The following is a 19,332-nucleotide window of genomic DNA, read 5'->3' as shown; positions in this document are numbered from 1 at the left end:
GATTTTAGTAGGAATGAAATGCCCCACATAAAAAGTGGGGCATGATTTATGAAATCTTTGAATAGCCAACTTACTTTGTTTTTGCCTCGTCTCCAAGAATATTACGCCCAAACCATTTCTTACTAATCTTTTCATACGTGCCGTCTTTAATGATTTCATCTAGCGCTTTATTTACCTTTTCGACCATGTCTTTATTGTCTTTATGAATAGCAATTCCCATTTCATCAAGGTTTAACGGTTTTCCAGCTTCTTTTATATTGGATTTACCTTCTTTAATCATACGAAGACCAACCATTTGATCAGTAATAACTGCGTCTACACGTCCTGGTTCTAAGTCCATAAGTGCAGTAATATCACTATCATATTCTGTAATTTGATCTGTATGTTTTGCAACAAGGGTTTTGAAAGTACTTGCTTTTACAACACCTATTTTTTTACCTTTCAAGTCCTCTGGAGAAGAGATAGATGTATTCTTTTTAGCTACAAAAATTTGTGCACCAGAGCGATAATATGGATTTGAGAAATTCACGGCTTTTAATCGCTCTTCTGTAATAGCCATACTTCCTAATATCACATCATATTTTTTTGATTGTAGACCTTGAATCAATGTTTCCCAAGGATTTGTAACAGGAACAGGTTTCATTCCCATCTTTTTCCCGAGAGCTTCACCTATTTCTACATCAAAACCGACAAGTTTCCCGTCATTTTCTTTATAGTTAAAAGGTTTGTATAAACCACTCATCGCATAACGAAATTCTTTTTCACCATTAGATGAAGTGGTAGAGCTTTCCTTACTACAGGCTCCTAGTATGAAGGATGTGCATAATGTAATACTCGCAACAATGGTTAATAGTTTTCTTTTCATAAAACCCCTCCTATATATTGATCATACGGATTGTTTTCAATATGTTATGGAGATATTTTATTTGGACAATTAGTTGTGCCCCGTATGAATGCATTTCTTTATGTTTGAAACAGAAGTTATATTATAAAACGTTGCGTAAGAATTGCTTTGCCCGTTCATGCGATGGAGCGGAAAAAAATTGCGCTGGTGAAGCATCCTCTACAATTTTCCCGTCATCCATAAAGATAACGCGGTCAGCTACATCTCTTGCAAAATTCATTTCATGAGTAACAATGACCATTGTCATTCCTTCTTCAGCAAGTTCTTTCATAACTTGCAACACTTCTCCAACAAGTTCAGGGTCTAAAGCTGAGGTAGGCTCATCAAATAGCATAATTTTAGGGTTCATGGCAAGAGCTCGTGCAATCGCAATTCGTTGTTTTTGACCACCGGAAAGAAGGTGGGGAGTTACATCTGCTTTATCTTGTAGGCCGACTTTTTGTAGGAGTTGATTTCCAATCTCCTTTGCATTTGCTGTCTCCAATTTTTTTACGTGAATAGGTGCTTCTATGATGTTTTCTAGTGAGGTCATATGAGGAAAGAGGTTAAAGTGCTGAAAAACCATACCGACATTTTCACGGACTTTGTTTAAATTTGAATGCTTTGGATCAATTCGCTCACCTTGTAAGTGAATTTCACCTTCATCGTACATTTCTAAAAAGTTAAGACAGCGAAGTAATGTACTTTTGCCGGAACCACTGGCACCGATTAAAACAACAACTTCTTTTTCTTTTACTTCTAAATCAATTCCTTTTAAAACATCAAGTGAGCCGAATGATTTTACTAGATTTCGAACTTGAATCATACAAAACCCCCAGTCAAAAATATATTTACAAATGTTGCCCCGTATTTCTGTTATTAGTCATAAATTGTCAGAATCCTTTATTTTTTTCAGGGGATTTGATATTCAAGGAAATAATGATTTTAAAAATCCCTATATCTTTCTATAACGAAAATATGGATAATAATATATAGGCAGTACATATATTGCTTATAAAAAGGGGGAAGAAAAGATGGGAAAAGAAAGGAAAACTTTTTCCTTTGGTTTACGTACACAACTTATGCTATTTACTACAGTTTTAGCTTTTATTACATATTCAACAAGCATATTTTTTATTTACGTGATATACGATTATTTTCAAAGTTATGTAAGTCAAACTGTCTATAATATTATCGTTATGTTATTAGGTGTAGTATGGTCTGGAATTTTAGCGTATGGAGCAGCAATCTTTTTAATTAAACCACTTCGAAAATTGGAAGAGGCTGCAAGGAAGGCGGCCGATGGCGATATTCGTGAAGATGTCCCGTTACCAAAAACGGATGATGAGATTAAATCTTTAAGTGTTGCATTTAATATGATGCTCGAGAACTTAAGAGGTATGGTAAAAAATATTGATACTACATTTTCGTATACAAATAATCAAGTTCAGCAAATTAGAAGACAAACAGGGGAAGCGACAAAGCAAGCACGCGGTGTGTCTGAAACTCTTGCAGAGATTTCTTCTGGCGCCGAGCAATCAGCAGCTTCCATTCAGGCGATTGTTTCAACTGTCGATACAACAACCTCTATTGCGAGTGAAGTAGAAGAAAAAGCAAAACAGTCCGACGAGTTGTCTTTAGAAATGGTTCAAGCTTTAGGACAAAGTACACGTGTCTTTACTTCTTTAATTCAAGGCATTCAAACATTGGCAAAAGAGAATGAAGATTCGATGCAAAATGTACAGAAGTTAGAAGAACGAATGAAACAAGTAGAACATATTGTTTCTGTTGTGAGTGAGATTGCTAGTCAAACGAATTTATTAGCATTAAATGCTTCTATTGAGGCAGCTCGTGCTGGAGAGCATGGAAGGGGCTTTGCAGTTGTAGCTGAAGAAGTACGTAAACTTGCTGATGAAAGCGATCATTCTGCAAGAAATATATCGCAGTTATTACGAAATATGCAAGAGGAAGTGCAACAAGTCGCATTGAAAATGACGGAGCAAGTGAAAACAGCTAAAGAAGAGGCGAAACGCGGAGAAGCTACAGAATTAATTTTAAAAGAAATGTCATCGAGTATTATGGAAGTTGCTGATGCAACTAAGCAAATTAGTAGCTATATGAACGAACAAGTGAGTCACATTCATCAAACAGGAGCACAGACGAAGGCTGTAGCAGCAATTGCTGAGGAAACATCAGCTGGTTCACAAGAAGTGGCACGTGTGACGTTGCAACAATCTAAAAATATGGTAGTAATCGATCAATTATTAAAGGATTTAGAGAAGCAAGCAGCGGACTTGAAACAAACCATTGAACGATTTTCAATGTAAAAAGGAAGAACAGAATTCTGTTCTTCCTTTTTACGTATGGAAAGGAGGAATGCTTTGTTGAAAACGAAAAACATTACAAGGGTCATATGCTGTCTTCACTTTACGCAACCTTTGAAAATTAGAGCCATAATAACTAGTTTGCCAATTTTTTATGTCGATATCGGGCCAATTGACATAGTCTCCCAGTGTGTAAGGATCTAAGCTTTCCCGTAAATCTTTAACCCAGCGTATATTTCGATTTTCTTCATCGTTGCATTTCCAAGAAGTAATATATTCTTGAGCAATAATTGCCTTGCGGTGGAAATAAGCTGTTTCATTAGGCGAAATGTTTTCTACAGCACCTACGAGTGATTGGTGCCAAATACTCGCATCTTTATTTGGTGCATGAGAAAGAAAATATTGTAAGATTTGAATACCTTTAAGAGGGATAGGTTTATATACGTAGGAACCAGAACGTTTGAATTTTTCAGGAATATTGCCGCTATTAAAGAATTGAACAGCCTTTATATACGGGACTTCATCTATAAAGAGAGAAGGATTACCAGTTTCAAGAAGAGGAGATAATAGATGATAGAGTTCAGAAGGAGAGCCGACAAATTCACCTTTCACCTCGATTTTATTTCGTTGTTTAGAGAATAATTCAATTGATGAAGTGAGACGTTCATCTATATAAGGTGCCCAGTTTTGCCAAGCTTGAAATGCAGCAATAAAGTCTTTCCATTCCCATGTAAGTGAGAAAATTGATACGTTTTTAATAGGGTGGACTCGAAAGGTTAAGGAAGTAACAATTCCGAAATTTCCACCACCACCGCCACGGCATGCCCAAAATAGGTTAGGGTTTTCTTGTTCATTTGCACGAATGATTTTTGCACCAAATTTTCCGCACGCTTGTACCATTTCGACTTCTACTAATTGATCACATGTTAGTCCAAATAAGCGTGAAAGCATGCCAATGCCACCGCCGAGTGTTAACCCCACAATTCCGACACTTGCACTTGTGCCAGCTGGTATTGTAACACTATATTTCCAAAGTTCTTTATAAACAGTTCCAAGATTTGCACCAGCTTCAATTGTTGCTGTTAATTTCTCTGTACTAACCGTAATTTGCTTCATTTCACTCACATCAATAATAAGTCCGCCATTTAAAAGAGAGAAATTTTCGTAGCTATGACGTCCACTTCTTAAGCGAAATGGTATATGACGCTCACGTGCCCATTTTAAGGCGTTACACACATCATTTTTATTTTGACAAAAAACAATAATACAAGGAAATTTTGGAATGCTTAAATTTAAATTTATTCGGGCTATGTCATACCCAGGATCCGAGGGAACGACGATACGACCAGTTAATTTTGTTTGTTTCAATTTATATCTCCTTTCTGAAATAATATGAGCTTGTATTAGTATATGAAGAGTGTATTTAACACGCATGGACGAGAAGAAGAGAAGGGTTAGATTTATCCCGTTATTTGCGAGCAGTAAGACAATCCGGCTGAAGCAAAGAAGATAGGGCTGCTCGTAAAGCTCGATTGGTAAGGGCTAATAATCAGCGGGGAATGGACACCTCCTTAACGATTAAAGTTTCACTTTATCTTTGTGAGAAATAAATAAGGCATAAGAATAAGGAAACTACATAGAGTTCAATGAAAACAGTTGCAAACTATTCATATTTTGTTATGATAGTGTTACGAAAACGTTTGCATAAAAAATCCGATGGGATGCAAAAGGAGAGAATTAGTATGAATAAGACATGGTGGAAAGAAGCTGTCGCTTATCAAATTTATCCACGTAGCTTTATGGATTCAAATGGTGATGGTATTGGAGATTTACAAGGTATTATTGCAAAACTGGATTATTTAAAAGATTTAGGTATAGATGTAATTTGGATTTGTCCAATGTATAAATCACCTAATGACGATAATGGTTATGATATTAGTGACTATCAAGATATTATGGATGAATTTGGTACGATGGAAGACTTTGATGCATTACTAGATGAAGTTCATAAGCGTGATATGAAGCTTATTATTGATTTAGTTATTAATCATACAAGTGATGAACATCCGTGGTTTATTGAATCACGTTCTTCTAAAGACAATCCGAAGCGTGATTGGTATATTTGGCATGATGGTAAAGACGGCGCGGAACCAAACAATTGGGAAAGTATCTTTAATGGTTCTGCATGGGAATATGATGAAGTGACAGAGCAATATTATTTACATTTATTCTCGCGTAAACAACCAGATTTAAACTGGGAGAATAAAGAAGTTCGTGAAGTTTTATATGATACTGTTAATTGGTGGCTTGATAAAGGTATTGATGGTTTCCGCGTCGATGCGATTAGCCACATAAAAAAAGAAGATGGTTTACAGGATATGCCAAACCCAAAAGGGTTAAAGTATGTGCCTTCTTTTGACAAACATATGAATGTAGATGGTATTCAGCCATTACTAGAAGAATTAAAAGAAAATACATTTGCTAAATACGATATTATGACTGTTGGAGAAGCAAATGGTGTGAAAGTTGAAGATGCTGATCTTTGGGTTGGAGAAGAGAACGGTAAATTCAATATGGTATTCCAGTTTGAGCATTTAAGCTTATGGGATGCAGAAAAGAAGAAAGATCTTGACGTTGTTGAGTTGAAAAAAGTATTAACAAAGTGGCAAAAAGGTTTAGAAAATAAGGGATGGAATGCTTTATACATTGAAAATCATGATAAGCCACGTATTGTGTCTACTTGGGGAAATGATAAAGAATATTGGCGTGAAAGTGCAACGGCTTTAGGTGCGATGTATTTCTTTATGCACGGCACACCGTTTATTTATCAAGGACAAGAAATTGGTATGACAAATGTTCAGTTCCCAAATATTGAAGATTATGATGATGTAGCAGTTAAAAATTTATATCGTGAGAAAATTGCAGAAGGAGTATCTCATCAAGATATGATGGAAATTATATGGGCTTCTTGCCGCGATAATTCACGTACACCTATGCAGTGGAATACTGAAAGTAATGCTGGCTTTACAACGGGAACACCTTGGTTTGGCATGAATCCGAATTATGAAGAAATTAATGTTGAAAAGCAGAAAAATGAAGAGGGATCTATTTTCAATTTCTATAAAAAAATGATTGCCTTGAAAAAAGAGAATGATGTATTAAATTATGGTACGTATGATTTACTTTTAGAAGATAATCCGCAAATTTACGCATATACTCGTACATTAAACGATGAAAAAATCATTGTTATTAGTAATATCTCGAAAGAGGGAGCAGTGTATAATGAGGAGAAATTTGCACTAGAACGCAAACGTTTGCTTTTAAATAACTATAAAGTTGCCGATCATGATCAATTAACTACAATCACGTTAAAACCTTATGAAACAAGGGTTTATCGCATTGCATAATAAAAAAGGATGCTCTTTGAGCATCTTTTTTTATTAAAAAAAATAAATTTCTATTGCAATGTGAAAACGCTTTTATTAAAATAGATTTATGAAAACGGTTGCGTAACAAAAAAGAAGGAATCGTTTTCATAAGAGAAACAGAAATTATAATTTAAATCATTATGTTGTTATAAATAAAGGGGAGGAAGAACAGATGAAAATTACGTCTTTTGATTTTTGGCAAAAGTTCGGGAAGGCATTATTAGTTGTTGTAGCTGTAATGCCGGCAGCGGGCTTAATGATTTCGATCGGTAAGTTAATTGGGATGTCTGCTGGGGATATTAACGCAGTTCATACAATTGCTCGAGTAATGGAAGACATCGGTTGGGCAATTATTACAAACCTACACATTTTATTCGCAGTAGCAATTGGGGGATCTTGGGCGAAGGATCGCGCAGGTGGTGCATTTGCAGCACTATTAGCATTCGTCTTAACAAACAGAATTACAGGAGCTATCTTTGGCGTAAATGCCCAAATGTTAGCGGATTCAAAAGCGACAGTTTCTTCATCATTAGCAGGTGATTTACTTGTAAAAGATTATTTCACTTCTGTACTTGGTGCACCAGCATTAAACATGGGAGTTTTCGTAGGGATTATCACAGGTTTCTTAGGAGCTACTTTATATAACAAATACTACAATTATAATAAACTGCCACAGGCATTAGCATTCTTTAATGGAAAACGATTCGTACCATTCGTTGTAATTGTATGGTCTACAGTCACAGCGATTGTATTATCACTTGTATGGCCATTTATCCAAAGTGGATTAAATGAATTCGGTCGCTGGATTGCAGCATCTAAAGACAGTGCACCGGTTATTGCACCGTTTGTATACGGAACGTTAGAACGTTTATTATTACCGTTTGGATTACATCATATGTTAACGATTCCGATGAACTACACAGAGCTAGGCGGAACATATACGATGTTAACTGGCTCAAAGGTTGGACAAATTGTAGCAGGACAAGATCCATTATGGCTTGCATGGATTACAGATTTAAATAACTTATTAGCAAATGGAGATACGAAAGCATATAACGATTTATTAAATAACGTTGTACCAGCTCGTTTCAAAGCTGGACAAGTTATCGGCTCAACAGCAGCGTTAATGGGGATTGCATTTGCGATGTTCCGTAATGTTGATAAGGAAAAACGTGCAAAATATAAACCAATGTTCTTATCAGCTGCATTAGCAGTATTCTTAACAGGTGTAACAGAACCAATTGAATTCATGTTCATGTTTATTGCGCCAGTATTATATGTTGTGTATGCAATTACAACAGGACTTGCATTCGCATTAGCAGATTTAATTGATCTGCGTGTTCATGCATTCGGATTTATTGAGTTAATTACACGTACACCAATGATGGTCAATGCAGGATTAACAAGAGACCTAATTAACTTTGTCATTGTTTCATTAGTGTTCTTCGGTCTTAACTTTACGTTATTCAATTTCTTAATTAAAAAATTCAATTTACCAACACCAGGGCGTGCAGGTAACTATATTGATAATGAAGATGAGTCATCAGAAGGAACAGGAAATGTACAAGACGGTTCATTAGCAACAAAAGTTATTGATTTATTGGGCGGAAAAGATAATATTGCTGACGTAGATGCTTGTATGACACGTTTACGTGTAACAGTAAAAGATTTAGATGTTGTTGCACCAGAAGCAAAATGGAAACAAAATGGTGCTTTAGGACTTATTGTAAAAGATAAAGGTGTACAAGCAGTATATGGCCCGAAAGCTGACGTATTAAAGTCAGATATTCAAGATATGTTAGGTGCGTAATAATATGAAATTGCTAACTTTAAATTGTCACTCTTGGCAAGAAGAGAATCAAATTGAAAAAATAAAGTATCTTGCTAAAGCAATTCAAGAAGAAGATTATGATGTGATCGCATTGCAAGAAGTAAGTCAGTCTATACAAGCTGAAAATGTATGCGGTAACAAGAAAAAAGATAATTTTGGACTTTTACTGCTAGAAGAGTTAAGAGCATTAAATGTAAAAGAATACAATATTATTTGGGATTTCTCTCATATTGGATATGATGTGTACGAAGAAGGATTAGCAATTATAACAAAGCACAACATTGTAAGGGAAGATACGTTCTTTGTCTCAGAAAATAAGGATACAACGTATTGGAAAACACGCAAAATTGTAAGTGCAACAATTGTTTATAATGATAAGAATATAACGTTTTATTCTTGCCATCTCGGTTGGTGGAATGATGAAGAAGAATCATTCAAAGACCAAGTTGATCGTTTAATGGAGCGTGTAAATAGCAATGAACTTTCCTTCTTAATGGGTGATTTTAATAACAATGCTCGTTTGGAAGGAGAGGGTTATGAGTATACGATGCAAAAAGGTTTATATGACACATATGAACTAGCGATAGAGAAGGATGAAGGAACAACTGTCCAAGGTGAAATTGCTGGTTGGGATGAAAATAAACAAAACTTACGAATCGACCTAATATTAAGCAATCAAAGTAAAACAGTTACTTCTTCAAAAGTCATTTTTAATGGAACAAATCGAAATGTAATTTCTGATCATTTCGGTGTAGAAGTACAATTAGATATATAATAGAAGAAAACCTCACAGATAATGAAAAGCTGGGAGGTTTTTTTGTGAATACAAGTATTCCCAAGAGAAAACACTTGTATTTTTTATGACATTTCCTATATATTTGTTATTATTGAATGTAAAACTAATTTGGTCATTTTGTATGCATACTTTTTTTACTTCGTTATATAATGAAGTAAGTGAAATATTTAATGGGAAAAATAGTATGTTTTCATTTAATCCACGATGTAGAAAGTGATATAATTGCAAAATGTATGTATCATTTTCTAAAGAAAGAAAAATATATAATTAGGTGATTGCTTATATGAAACAGATTTGGCGTATTTATAAGACAGATTTACGGAATGTAGCCAAACATTGGGCTGCAATTGTTATTGTATTAGGTTTGATGATTCTACCATCGTTATATGCGTGGTTTAACATTGAAGCCTCTTGGGATCCTTACGGAAATACGAAAGGAATCCAGATTGCAGTTTCTAACCAAGATGTTGGATCAAATTTAAGAGGGAAAGATATTAACATCGGGAAAGAAATTGTAGATTCACTTAAGAAGGACAAAAATTTTGGATGGAAGTTTGTCGATGAAAAGCAAGCAATTTATGGAGTAGAGCGTGGAGATTATTCCGCAAGTATTACTATTCCAAAAGATTTTTCTGAAAAGATTGCAACAGTCTTGAATGAAAACCCACAGAAACCAGAACTTGATTACTATGTAAATGAAAAAGTAAATGCGATTGCACCGAAAATTACAGCTAAAGGTGCATCGGGTCTTACAGAAGAGGTTAGTAAAAACTTTGTTAAAACAGCAAACGGTGAGATTTTTAAAATCTTCAATGACCTTGGAATCGATTTAGAAACTAACTTACCGAGTATCGAGAAGATCAAGGATCTCGTATTTAAGTTAGAAGCACAGTTCCCAGAAATGAATACACTTGTGGATAAGGCATTAGATGATGCGACTCGGGCAGAAGATGTTGTGAAAGTAGCACAAAAAGAGTTGCCAGTTGTAGAAAGTGTTATTAATGATGGGCAGGAAGCGTTAGGGAATTTAGATAAGTTCTTTGCAAACAACGATCAAACATTGCAAAATGCACCTGGGACGATACGAAATCATTTAACAACGGCTAAAGATGTAATGGACAAAGCAAATACGTTTACGAACTTTTTAATGAATCCAGGGATAGACCTTTCTGGTATGAAGGGATTACCTGAGTTTCCAGCACGTCCAGATCTTTCAAAGTTAAATGATGAAGGTTATAAAAATATTGCAAGAAATATTAATCAAACGGTGAATAATGTTTTAAACTCAGCACGTGCAGGAACAGCATATGGAAAAAGTGTTGTGAATGGATTGCAAAATGGACAGTTTGATCCAGAAAAGGCAAAGCAAGATCTTAATGCGGTTTCTGAAAATCTTCAAGGTCGTACAGATAGTGTTGCATACCTTATTAATGTATTTACTGAACTTCAAAAATCGGCTACGACTGATTTTGGTCAAAGCTTTTTCCAAGGGCGAGTGGATCGCTTAACTAAGCTTAAAAGCGGTATGGAAAATGCAAACAACGGTATTAAAGATATTGTAAATGTTATTGGTACAGGACAAGAAGTAAAGAAAGATGTAACAGATGTAGCAAATCAAAAACTAGATGCAGCAAATGGATTAATTGATCAAACTGAAAAAGATTACAATGAAACATTTGTAGCGGATTATAAAAAAGCAGTTAGCACAGTTGATCAAGCTAAAGCTGATGCAAATGAAGCATACGATACTGTGAAAAATGAATATGATAAGGCAAAAAATAATTTTGAAGGTGTTATAGCAGACGTAAATAATAGAGGTGTTAATGGATTAGATAGCACAAAAGTAGCTTTAAACGATTTAAATGGTCAATTACAAGCTACTAAGAATCTAATTGGTGATGCGATTCCGGTTCTAGAAAGCACAAATAAGGTATTAGCAGATGTAAATAGTGGCAAAAACCTTAATAATGGAATTGCAAAATTGAATAAAGCACAAAATACTGTTCAAAAAGGTATAGATGCAACGAATAAGGCAACTACACTAATTAACAATGGACAGAAGCCTACAAAAGAGGTTGTAGAAAGTATTAATGAAGCAACTAAAAATGCTTCAGCTCAATTAGGAGATTTCTTAGCAACATATGATTCAGAAATTGTTCCAAACTTTAACACAGCAATTGCTCGTACAAAAGAGATGTCTAAAAATACATCTCAAATTTTAGGCGAGGCAGATAAGAAGCTTCCAGATGTGAAAAAATTACTTGAAGACTCATCAAAAGGCTTAGTAGATGGTCAAAAGAAAATTGCAGACATTAAAGCTGAAATGCCGGAGACTGAGAAAAAGATTAAAGAATTAGCAGATAAAATTCGTGATTTTGAATCTGAAGAGGATATAAAAGACATCATACGCTTATTGAAAAACGATGTTGAAAAGCAAAGTGACTACTTTGCAAATCCAGTAAATTTAAAAGAGAATAAATTATTTGCAATGCCGAACTACGGTTCAGCAATGTCACCATTCTATACAGTGCTTGCATTATGGGTAGGCGCATTATTAATGGTTTCATTATTAACGGTAGAAGTACACGAAGAGGGCGCGAATTATAAGAGCCATGAAGTTTACTTCGGACGTTTATTAACATTCTTAACGATAGGTCTTTCACAAGCGTTTATCGTATCAATGGGAGATATATTCTTACTCGGTACGTACGTAGTCGATAAGTTCTGGTTTGTGTTATTTAGTTTATTTATTGGGGGAGTATTTGTTTGTATCGTGTACTCACTCGTTTCTATTTTCGGAAACGTTGGGAAATCGATGGCGATTATTTTACTTGTACTACAAGTAGCAGGATCGGGCGGTACGTTCCCAATTCAAATGACACCACCATTCTTCCAAGCGATTTATCCGTTCTTGCCATTCACATATGCTATTAGTGCAATTCGTGAAACAGTAGGTGGAATGCTTTGGGATATAGTAACTAGAGATTTACTTGTGTTAAGTGCTTTCGTAGTAATAATGGTTGTGGCTGCATTATTACTGAAAACACCAATTAACAAATCAAGTGAAAAGTTTGTTGAGAACGCAAAAGGAAGTAAAATTATTCATTAAAAATAAAAGGTTCCTACCGATAGTGGTAGGAACCTTTTTGTTTAATCAAATTTTAATTTCTTTAATGCTTCTGCGAATGGATTGTTTAATGGTTCTTCTTCTTTGTTCTGCTGTTTCATATATTTTTGAACGTCGCGTTTATCAGCTTTGCTGCCGGATTCTTTTTTACGTCTCTCTTGGAATGTAGAAAGTTTCTCACGATAGCCACATTTACATGCGAAAATTTGGCCTGCTCCTTCACCACCAAGTTCTAGTTTCTTTTTACACTGAGGACAGCGTGCATTTGTAGTGCGGGATACATTTTTACGGTGACCACATTCGCGATCTTGGCATACAAGCATTTTACCTTTTTTACCGTTTACTTCTAACATTGGTTTACCACAGTCTGGACAAGACTTCGTTGAAATGTTGTCGTGTTTATATTTCTTATCACTCGATTTAATTTCAGCAACAATTTCTTTTGTATAGTTCTTCATTTCTGAAATGAATACTTCTTTCTTTAATTTTCCTTTAGCGATAGCTTCTAACTTTTGCTCCCATTCACCAGTTAGTGTAGGAGATTTCAGTTCGTCTGGCACTAAATCAAGTAACTGACGGCCTTTTGAAGTAATATGAATATCTTTACCACGTTTTTCAAGTAAGAACGAATTGAATAACTTGTCGATAATATCAGCTCGTGTAGCTACAGTACCTAATCCACCAGTTGACTTTAACGTGTCAGCAAGTTGTTTGTTTTGCGTATCCATGTATTTTGTTGGGTTTTCCATCGCTGAAAGTAATGTTGCTTCATTAAAACGTGCAGGTGCTTTCGTTTGACCTGATGTTTGGACAATTAGTTTTACGTTTAATGTATTGCCTTTTTCGATGCGAGGTAAGATTTGTTCTTTTACATCATCGCTTGTATCATCATCTTCAAATCGATTTTCATAAACCTCTTTCCAACCAGCATGTAAAATCGTTTTTCCGCGTGCGATGAACGTTTCATCACCAATTTTCGTGCGCAATGTTAGTTGTTCATATTCAAAGGCCGGGAATAAAACAGCCAAGAAACGTTTTACAACTAAGTCATAAATTTTACGTTCTTTATCTGTGAAAGCTGAGAAGTTTACATAGCTCTCTGTTGGAATAATTGCGTGATGATCGCTTACTTTACTATCATCAACAAATGATTTATTAGATTTTACAGGTTTCTGCAATACTTTATGTGCTAAAGGACGGTATTCTCCAACTCCACAAGCCTTCAGACGCTCTGGAAGTGTTCCGACAATATCAGATGAAATATAGCGTGAATCTGTACGAGGGTACGTTAAAACTTTATGCTGTTCATATAATTTTTGCATAATGTTTAATGTTTCTTTCGCAGAGTAACCAAATATTTTATTCGCATCACGTTGTAGCTCAGTTAAATCGTAAAGACCAGGAGCGAACGATTTCTTTTGTTTTTTATCAATGTCTACAACAGTAGCATTTTGTTTACTAATTTTGTTCACGATTGCATCAGTTTTTTCTTTATTAAAGCTACGGCTATTTCCTTTTGTATCTTGCCAAGTTAGCTTTAATCTCTCAGCTGTTTGAGCTTCGATACCATAGTAAGTTTGAGCTTTGAAATGTTTGATTTCATCTTCACGGCTTGCAATCATGGCTACAGTAGGTGTTTGAACATGTATACTGTTTTTAGGTTGAAATTTAATATATCCTTTTAATAGTAATGATATCAATAATAATTTCACCCATGTACATTTTTATTTTGGGTATAAAAAATAAACAAGTATAGTAATAGAACTTAGGGGAGGAAACTATGAGATTTGTTGTAAGGGAATTTGATGAAACTTCAAGAAACGGAGAAATATTCAGTAGTATTGGTATCGGAATTAAAGAAAATAATTATCTAATATTTCCTTCACCTCTTTCAAATTTTATAAAAAGAGAATATAAAAATAAAGGAAAGTCTATTAATAGTCAAAGAAATGTAGCTTATGCAATAACAAGATTTTTAAATTATTTATATGAAAATAAAGATAGTTATCCTGAATTAATTATAGGGGGACTAAGCAGTTTAACTCTTCAACATGGAGCGGATTATATCTCCTATTTATCATTAAAAAGTAGAGCAGGGGAATTAAAGAGTGAATATGTAAAAACTGAGATACAGTATCTAAACAAACTTTTCCATTGGTTAAAATCAGAAAACATAATTAACCAGGTCTTTAGTGTGAATTACCAGACTGTTTATTGTGGTCGGAAAAGCCGGAATATTGAGGTTAATGTTTTTGAAAACACTAATGATCTAGATATTATTTTACCAATAAGAAATTCCATTCAAAATAATGTTATTAAAGACTTTGGTAAAAATAGAAATAGACTAATTATAGATTTTATTATGACAGCAAAGCGTATTGAACCATTAATGGCATTAGGTATAGCTTTACAATTCTTTGGAGGATTAAGACGTTCTGAGGTCATTAACTTAAAATGCTCTAGTTTAAAGTGGGCTAATAGTAATCTAATAATTGAGATTAGAGACAATCAAAACATCTTATTTGCAGATGCAATAAACAAGGCTGATATTCAAGTTAAATATCCAAGAGATCAAATATGTATTTGTCCTGAAATTATAAAGCCCCTGTATGAAAAACACCTAAAAATACTAACTAAATTAACTAAAGGAACTTCCGAAGCACTTTTTATCTCAGCGAGGAACTTTAAAGCTTTAAGGGGCAAAAGATATTCAGCGAAAATTGATAAGATTAAACAACAGTTTTTAAATGACTTACTAGCAAAAAATCAAGTCGAAGATTATATACTGTTAACAAACAATAAATGGTCTACGCATATTGGCAGAGGTGTTTTCACGAACATACTAATAGATTTGGGCCTAACTCCTACCCAAATTGCATTAGCTAGAGGTGATAGAAGCTTACAGTCTGCATTAAGTTATGTAGATGAAAACACATTACTTAGTTCTATGAATTTAGCAATCAATAATTTTGACTTACTAAAGGAAGTGTAAGATTTGCCTAATCATATGACATTAAAAGAGGTTTCAACTCTCCTTAACTTATCAATATATCAAACTAGATTATTTCTTAAAGAAGCCTTAATACAAAAAGTAAGTATTAATAATTCTAGAGAAATTGTTTATGATACCAATATTATAAACAATTTACGGAATGTTCTTGAAAAACGATATAAAGACAATTGCTTAAATAAATATACTCCTAAAGAACTTATCACGTTAGGATGCACTCAACACGATAGAGATATTCTTAAGAGCGAACATACTGAGCTTTTCGATAGATATAGGACTTTTACTGGAGTCTCTTATTTCTATGACAAATTAGAAGTAAATGCATATTTAGCATCTAAAAACTGTAGTTGTGAATTATTATCACTTTCGCAAATAATGGAATTAGTGGGTTTTAAAACCCACCACCAACTTCAACAAGCATTAAATGATTGCGATATTAAAGAAGTAAAAAGAGGATATAGCTCTTTCAAGTATTATAAGGAATCAGATATAAAATCCTTTATTGACTTAGTTAAAAAAAGGTATTCATTTAATAAAGCCAATCGTTTGAGCACTCAGCAAGTGCAGGAACTAGGATTTAAAAAAAATGATAGGATAGTACTTCAAAAGGTTAAGGCAGAACATATCGATAGAATTAATGAGTACGCTGGGGTGCTCGCCTTTTATGATAAAGTCGAAGTGGAGGGAAAGTTAAAATCCAGAAAAATTTTAACTCATACTATCTGCGAAAAGGATGCTAAAGAACATTTAGGCTATACAAATACTAAAAAGTTCAAAAAGGTAATTCAAGAATATGACATTGCATTAACTTCAAACGGGAAATATGAAATTAATTATTATGACAAATCAAGTATAGATTCCTTGAAAAATATTATAGATAAAAATTATGAACATAACCTTGAAACCAAAATAACTGGTGGTCAAATAAAAGTCTTAGGATATTCTAAAAAACTTATTCGTAAATTAACCCCTATCCATACAAGGCCTATTGATAACGTATATAAGTTTGCGAGTGCCGTTATTTTCTATGATAAGGAACAATTTCTCGATCTAAAGAAACAATATCGCGATCTAGCTGAAACTAATAATGTTTTAACTGAATATTATACTTCTAGACAATTAATGGAATTGCTTGATATACCAAGTAATATTAATAGATATATGGCTAAACTTAGGATCCCTCCTATAAAAATTTCTCCATTAGGTCAAAATTATTGGCCCAAGGATGAGATTGATGATTTTGTTAAAAGGAGGACGGATTTATATAACTACTACGATTCGAATTATTATTTAATTAGTGAAGTAGAATATTTACTAGGATATAAAATAAGTAAGTTCTACAGAATTTGCTCAAATTTTAACATTCCCGTTATTTCTGAAGAATTACCGATTGAAGTGAAATTTAAAAAATTCTATAAATCTCATGTAGCTTTTCCGAAAGACAAAATCGATGCCATTCTTGCAAGAATAAATGACAAACAACGGCAAATTACTATTAATAATCAAACGACCAATGTTTTGGAATCTATTAATGATATACAACAGGATTCAACTATTATCCCACGAGCAGAGAGTTCATTCCGGATGCTTGAATATTTAGAGAAGGAAAAGAATGCACTGATTACTGAGAAAATCAAAAAACATGTTTCACCTATAGAAACTAATCAATCAACTACTATTACGGATCCTATTGATGTTATAAAATATGATCCAAACATCATCTCAGAAATAAAGAGCTCACTTCAAGTACTTGGGCATTTAGAAGATGAAAAAATCGTACAAATTATAGAGGAAATAACAAACTATTCAACGCCCTCTATAAATGACAAAATTAAAACCATAATTTCCGAAAAAGATTTAATAATCCAATTAGACTATTCAAGAAAACAGTTTGATGAAAATAAAGAAAACTTTCGTATCTTAAAGTTGGAGTACGAGAATCTTAATTATTATTTGCTAGAAGATTGTTCTAATCTTTTAAAAAAGTTATATGAAGAGCAAAATAATTTATTAAACTTAAACTATACTTATGATGAAGCAATTACTAAAGTCCCCAGCCTTGTATTAAATAAAAATAGAGAAAAGTTTCAAATACCATCTCATTTGAGGTTCGGTCGGCTAAAAAAACTTAGAATTGTATATCCTAAGAAAGTTATTGATGATTATTTAAAATCATTAAAATCCCCCAATTTAATTGAACAATATAAAAATGAATTGGAGTACACTACCCTCCCAGATAAAATCTTTTTGAAAGCAGTCAAAGAATTAGGTTTGCATTTTCAAAATTTAGTTAAAGGTACAGAAAAGGCATGGCATAATTTTGTTTCAAAAAAATTATTAAGTTCAAACGGAAATATTAAAACGATCAAGAAACTTTTTGTTCGATTTATTAAAATAACAGAATTACTACAGTCGACATTAATTTCAAAAGAAATTATGGACATGACTTCTAATGAGATTAATTTCGTATTTTTAAACAATAAAGTTCCAGGTGCTTACAAAGAATCTTTATATAGTTTCTTTAATCACTTGTTTTCAAAATTTACCAATTGTAAGTACTTGGTTTCAAAACTTAATAACCCCCATGTGGAAAAAAAAGAGCGTTTAGCAAACTCTAAACACAATAAGAAAATCTATTCGACTAATGAGTTTTTAACACTACTGGACTATGTTAAAGACAGTAAATTCCATAAAGAAAATGCTATTTCTGAATATAAAGCAAAATCAATGGATGGGACAAAGGGGAATTATGAATCAATTTGGTTATACGTAATGCTTCATTTAAATAACGGATGGAGAAGTACTGATTTTATTGAAAAGATACCTCGTATCCCCTTGTCTATCCCTGTGCAGGATTATAAATCATTTGAAAATCACAATTTAACCTTAGAGGAAGCTACAAAAATCATCTGGGAGTTAAAATCAAACTTAATGAATGTTTATCATAACAAAAATGGTAAAAAGGCTTTTTTCTTTATTTCTGAAGATATGATTGTACCTGTAGCTAATGCCATCGTTTTATGTGAACTTAAGGCTCAATTGATAAATTCAAAAAGAAATAACTTAATTGATTTAGGTAATTCAAACGAATTGACTATTAGCATGCATGATAAATTTTTCGGGAATTTTCCTATAAATAATTTTAAATTTAAATCGCTAATGGCTAACAGTACATTTATAACCTTTGTGAATTCAATCCTAAAACAAAAAACAAATCGTAATCCTTTGGAGATTACTAAATTCATTAGAAATCATGATTCTTTAGACACTACCAACAGATATGTCCATGTAAATGAAGAACATCTAAATAAAATTAGTAAGCAATTATTCGATAAAGGCTATTTTGGTTATACCTACGATTATTTAAAACAAATTGTTATTGGTGAATCTCAAAATAATTTTATGGAAAACAATGAAAAAAATCTGTTAGCCACAGTTTTTGGAGACATATATAAAATTGAAAATTTCTCCATAATGTTAAATGCAATTGAAGAACAAAAGAAACCATTATACGAGTTCGTTAAGAGTTTATCGCAAGAACAACAGAGAGAAGTATTGGATTTAATAAATATGAATCAATTGCCGGCCAAAGAATCTTTTTGGCAATGTATTCTTGGTGATTGTTTATATTTAGATAGAAAATGTAACAGTTGTCCATTTGCAATCCCACATTTCTATGTACTAACAAAGACTGTTTACAACCTAAATAATTTGATACCTAAATTAGAACAGATTCAAAACATTTCTTATAAAGGCGAAAGGGTTAGATTAGCTAATTTATTATACAAAAACCTTTCTTTAATAAGTACTGCTAAAAAACAATTTGGAGAAAATGTACTAAGCTCATTTTTAGGCAAGGACTACTCAGATTTCTTAAATAACATACGCAGCTTAGATAGTATAAATGAAAATCTAACAATTGGAGGCAATTAA

General features: G+C 33.4%; 11 protein-coding genes. 7 read left to right on the top strand and 4 right to left on the bottom strand.

What is annotated here, in order from left to right; all coding sequences use genetic code 11:
* Nucleotides 1-70: 70 nt before the first annotated feature.
* Both ACE38F_RS25915 and ACE38F_RS25910 read right to left on the bottom strand, forming a co-directional pair.
* Nucleotides 71-865, bottom strand: coding sequence for an ABC transporter substrate-binding protein (locus ACE38F_RS25915; protein ID WP_215555098.1), 795 nt, complete (start codon nucleotides 863-865; stop codon nucleotides 71-73).
* 121 nt (nucleotides 866-986) lie between these two features.
* Nucleotides 987-1,709, bottom strand: coding sequence for an amino acid ABC transporter ATP-binding protein (locus tag ACE38F_RS25910; protein ID WP_002113623.1), 723 nt, complete (start codon nucleotides 1,707-1,709; stop codon nucleotides 987-989).
* Between the two features lie 208 nt (nucleotides 1,710-1,917).
* Here ACE38F_RS25910 and ACE38F_RS25905 point away from each other — a divergent pair, with 208 nt between their 5' ends.
* Nucleotides 1,918-3,210 (top strand): methyl-accepting chemotaxis protein, encoded by a 1,293-nt coding sequence (locus ACE38F_RS25905; protein WP_215555099.1) that lies wholly within the window; start codon nucleotides 1,918-1,920, stop codon nucleotides 3,208-3,210.
* 30 nt (nucleotides 3,211-3,240) lie between these two features.
* Here the strand turns inward: ACE38F_RS25905 and ACE38F_RS25900 are convergent, their stop codons facing one another.
* The gene (locus ACE38F_RS25900) at nucleotides 3,241-4,575 is read right to left on the bottom strand and encodes an FAD-binding oxidoreductase (protein WP_375370591.1); all 1,335 of its coding nucleotides are present in this window, start codon (nucleotides 4,573-4,575) and stop codon (nucleotides 3,241-3,243) included.
* Nucleotides 4,576-4,949: 374 nt separating this feature from the next.
* Here ACE38F_RS25900 and ACE38F_RS25895 point away from each other — a divergent pair, with 374 nt between their 5' ends.
* The 4 genes from ACE38F_RS25895 (at nucleotide 4,950) to ACE38F_RS25880 (ending at nucleotide 12,371) form a co-directional block, all read left to right on the top strand.
* A complete protein-coding gene (locus ACE38F_RS25895; protein WP_375370590.1) occupies nucleotides 4,950-6,614 on the top strand; it encodes a glycoside hydrolase family 13 protein in 1,665 nt (554 codons plus the stop codon).
* 193 nt (nucleotides 6,615-6,807) lie between these two features.
* Nucleotides 6,808-8,445 carry a PTS transporter subunit IIBC gene (locus tag ACE38F_RS25890; RefSeq protein ID WP_215555102.1) on the top strand — a complete coding sequence of 546 codons (1,638 nt, stop codon included), beginning with the start codon at nucleotides 6,808-6,810 and terminating at the stop codon, nucleotides 8,443-8,445.
* Nucleotides 8,446-8,449: 4 nt separating this feature from the next.
* On the top strand, nucleotides 8,450-9,241 hold the full coding sequence (locus ACE38F_RS25885) for an endonuclease/exonuclease/phosphatase family protein (protein WP_215555103.1): 792 nt from the start codon (nucleotides 8,450-8,452) through the stop codon (nucleotides 9,239-9,241).
* A 304-nt stretch (nucleotides 9,242-9,545) separates the two neighbouring features.
* Nucleotides 9,546-12,371 carry a YhgE/Pip family protein gene (locus ACE38F_RS25880; RefSeq protein ID WP_375370588.1) on the top strand — a complete coding sequence of 942 codons (2,826 nt, stop codon included), beginning with the start codon at nucleotides 9,546-9,548 and terminating at the stop codon, nucleotides 12,369-12,371.
* A gap of 41 nt (nucleotides 12,372-12,412) precedes the next feature.
* Here ACE38F_RS25880 and topB read toward each other — a convergent pair whose 3' ends face one another.
* The gene (gene topB, locus ACE38F_RS25875; protein WP_375370587.1) at nucleotides 12,413-14,101 is read right to left on the bottom strand and encodes a DNA topoisomerase III; all 1,689 of its coding nucleotides are present in this window, start codon (nucleotides 14,099-14,101) and stop codon (nucleotides 12,413-12,415) included.
* Nucleotides 14,102-14,169: 68 nt separating this feature from the next.
* On the opposite strand from topB, the gene ACE38F_RS25870 reads away from it, so the two are divergent.
* Together ACE38F_RS25870 and ACE38F_RS25865 are read left to right on the top strand one after the other, a co-directional pair.
* Nucleotides 14,170-15,381 carry a site-specific integrase gene (locus tag ACE38F_RS25870; RefSeq protein WP_375370586.1) on the top strand — a complete coding sequence of 404 codons (1,212 nt, stop codon included), beginning with the start codon at nucleotides 14,170-14,172 and terminating at the stop codon, nucleotides 15,379-15,381.
* 3 nt (nucleotides 15,382-15,384) lie between these two features.
* On the top strand, nucleotides 15,385-19,332 hold the full coding sequence (locus ACE38F_RS25865) for a helix-turn-helix transcriptional regulator (RefSeq protein ID WP_375370585.1): 3,948 nt from the start codon (nucleotides 15,385-15,387) through the stop codon (nucleotides 19,330-19,332).

It is taken from the genome of Bacillus altaicus, from assembly GCF_042136375.2.
Taxonomy (GTDB): Bacteria; Bacillota; Bacilli; order Bacillales; family Bacillaceae_G; genus Bacillus_A; species Bacillus_A cereus_U.
The sequence above is the reverse complement of the archived record's forward strand: the minus strand, read 5'-3'. Positions and strand labels throughout refer to the sequence as shown.

Coding starts and splice junctions, on each gene's coding strand:
- ACE38F_RS25895 (WP_375370590.1), top strand. CDS start 4,950: ATGAATAAGACATGGTGGAAAGAAGCTGTCGCTTATCAAATTTATCCA.
- ACE38F_RS25915 (WP_215555098.1), bottom strand. CDS start 865: ATGAAAAGAAAACTATTAACCATTGTTGCGAGTATTACATTATGCACA.
- ACE38F_RS25890 (WP_215555102.1), top strand. CDS start 6,808: ATGAAAATTACGTCTTTTGATTTTTGGCAAAAGTTCGGGAAGGCATTA.
- ACE38F_RS25870 (WP_375370586.1), top strand. CDS start 14,170: ATGAGATTTGTTGTAAGGGAATTTGATGAAACTTCAAGAAACGGAGAA.
- ACE38F_RS25880 (WP_375370588.1), top strand. CDS start 9,546: ATGAAACAGATTTGGCGTATTTATAAGACAGATTTACGGAATGTAGCC.
- ACE38F_RS25910 (WP_002113623.1), bottom strand. CDS start 1,709: ATGATTCAAGTTCGAAATCTAGTAAAATCATTCGGCTCACTTGATGTT.
- ACE38F_RS25885 (WP_215555103.1), top strand. CDS start 8,450: ATGAAATTGCTAACTTTAAATTGTCACTCTTGGCAAGAAGAGAATCAA.
- ACE38F_RS25905 (WP_215555099.1), top strand. CDS start 1,918: ATGGGAAAAGAAAGGAAAACTTTTTCCTTTGGTTTACGTACACAACTT.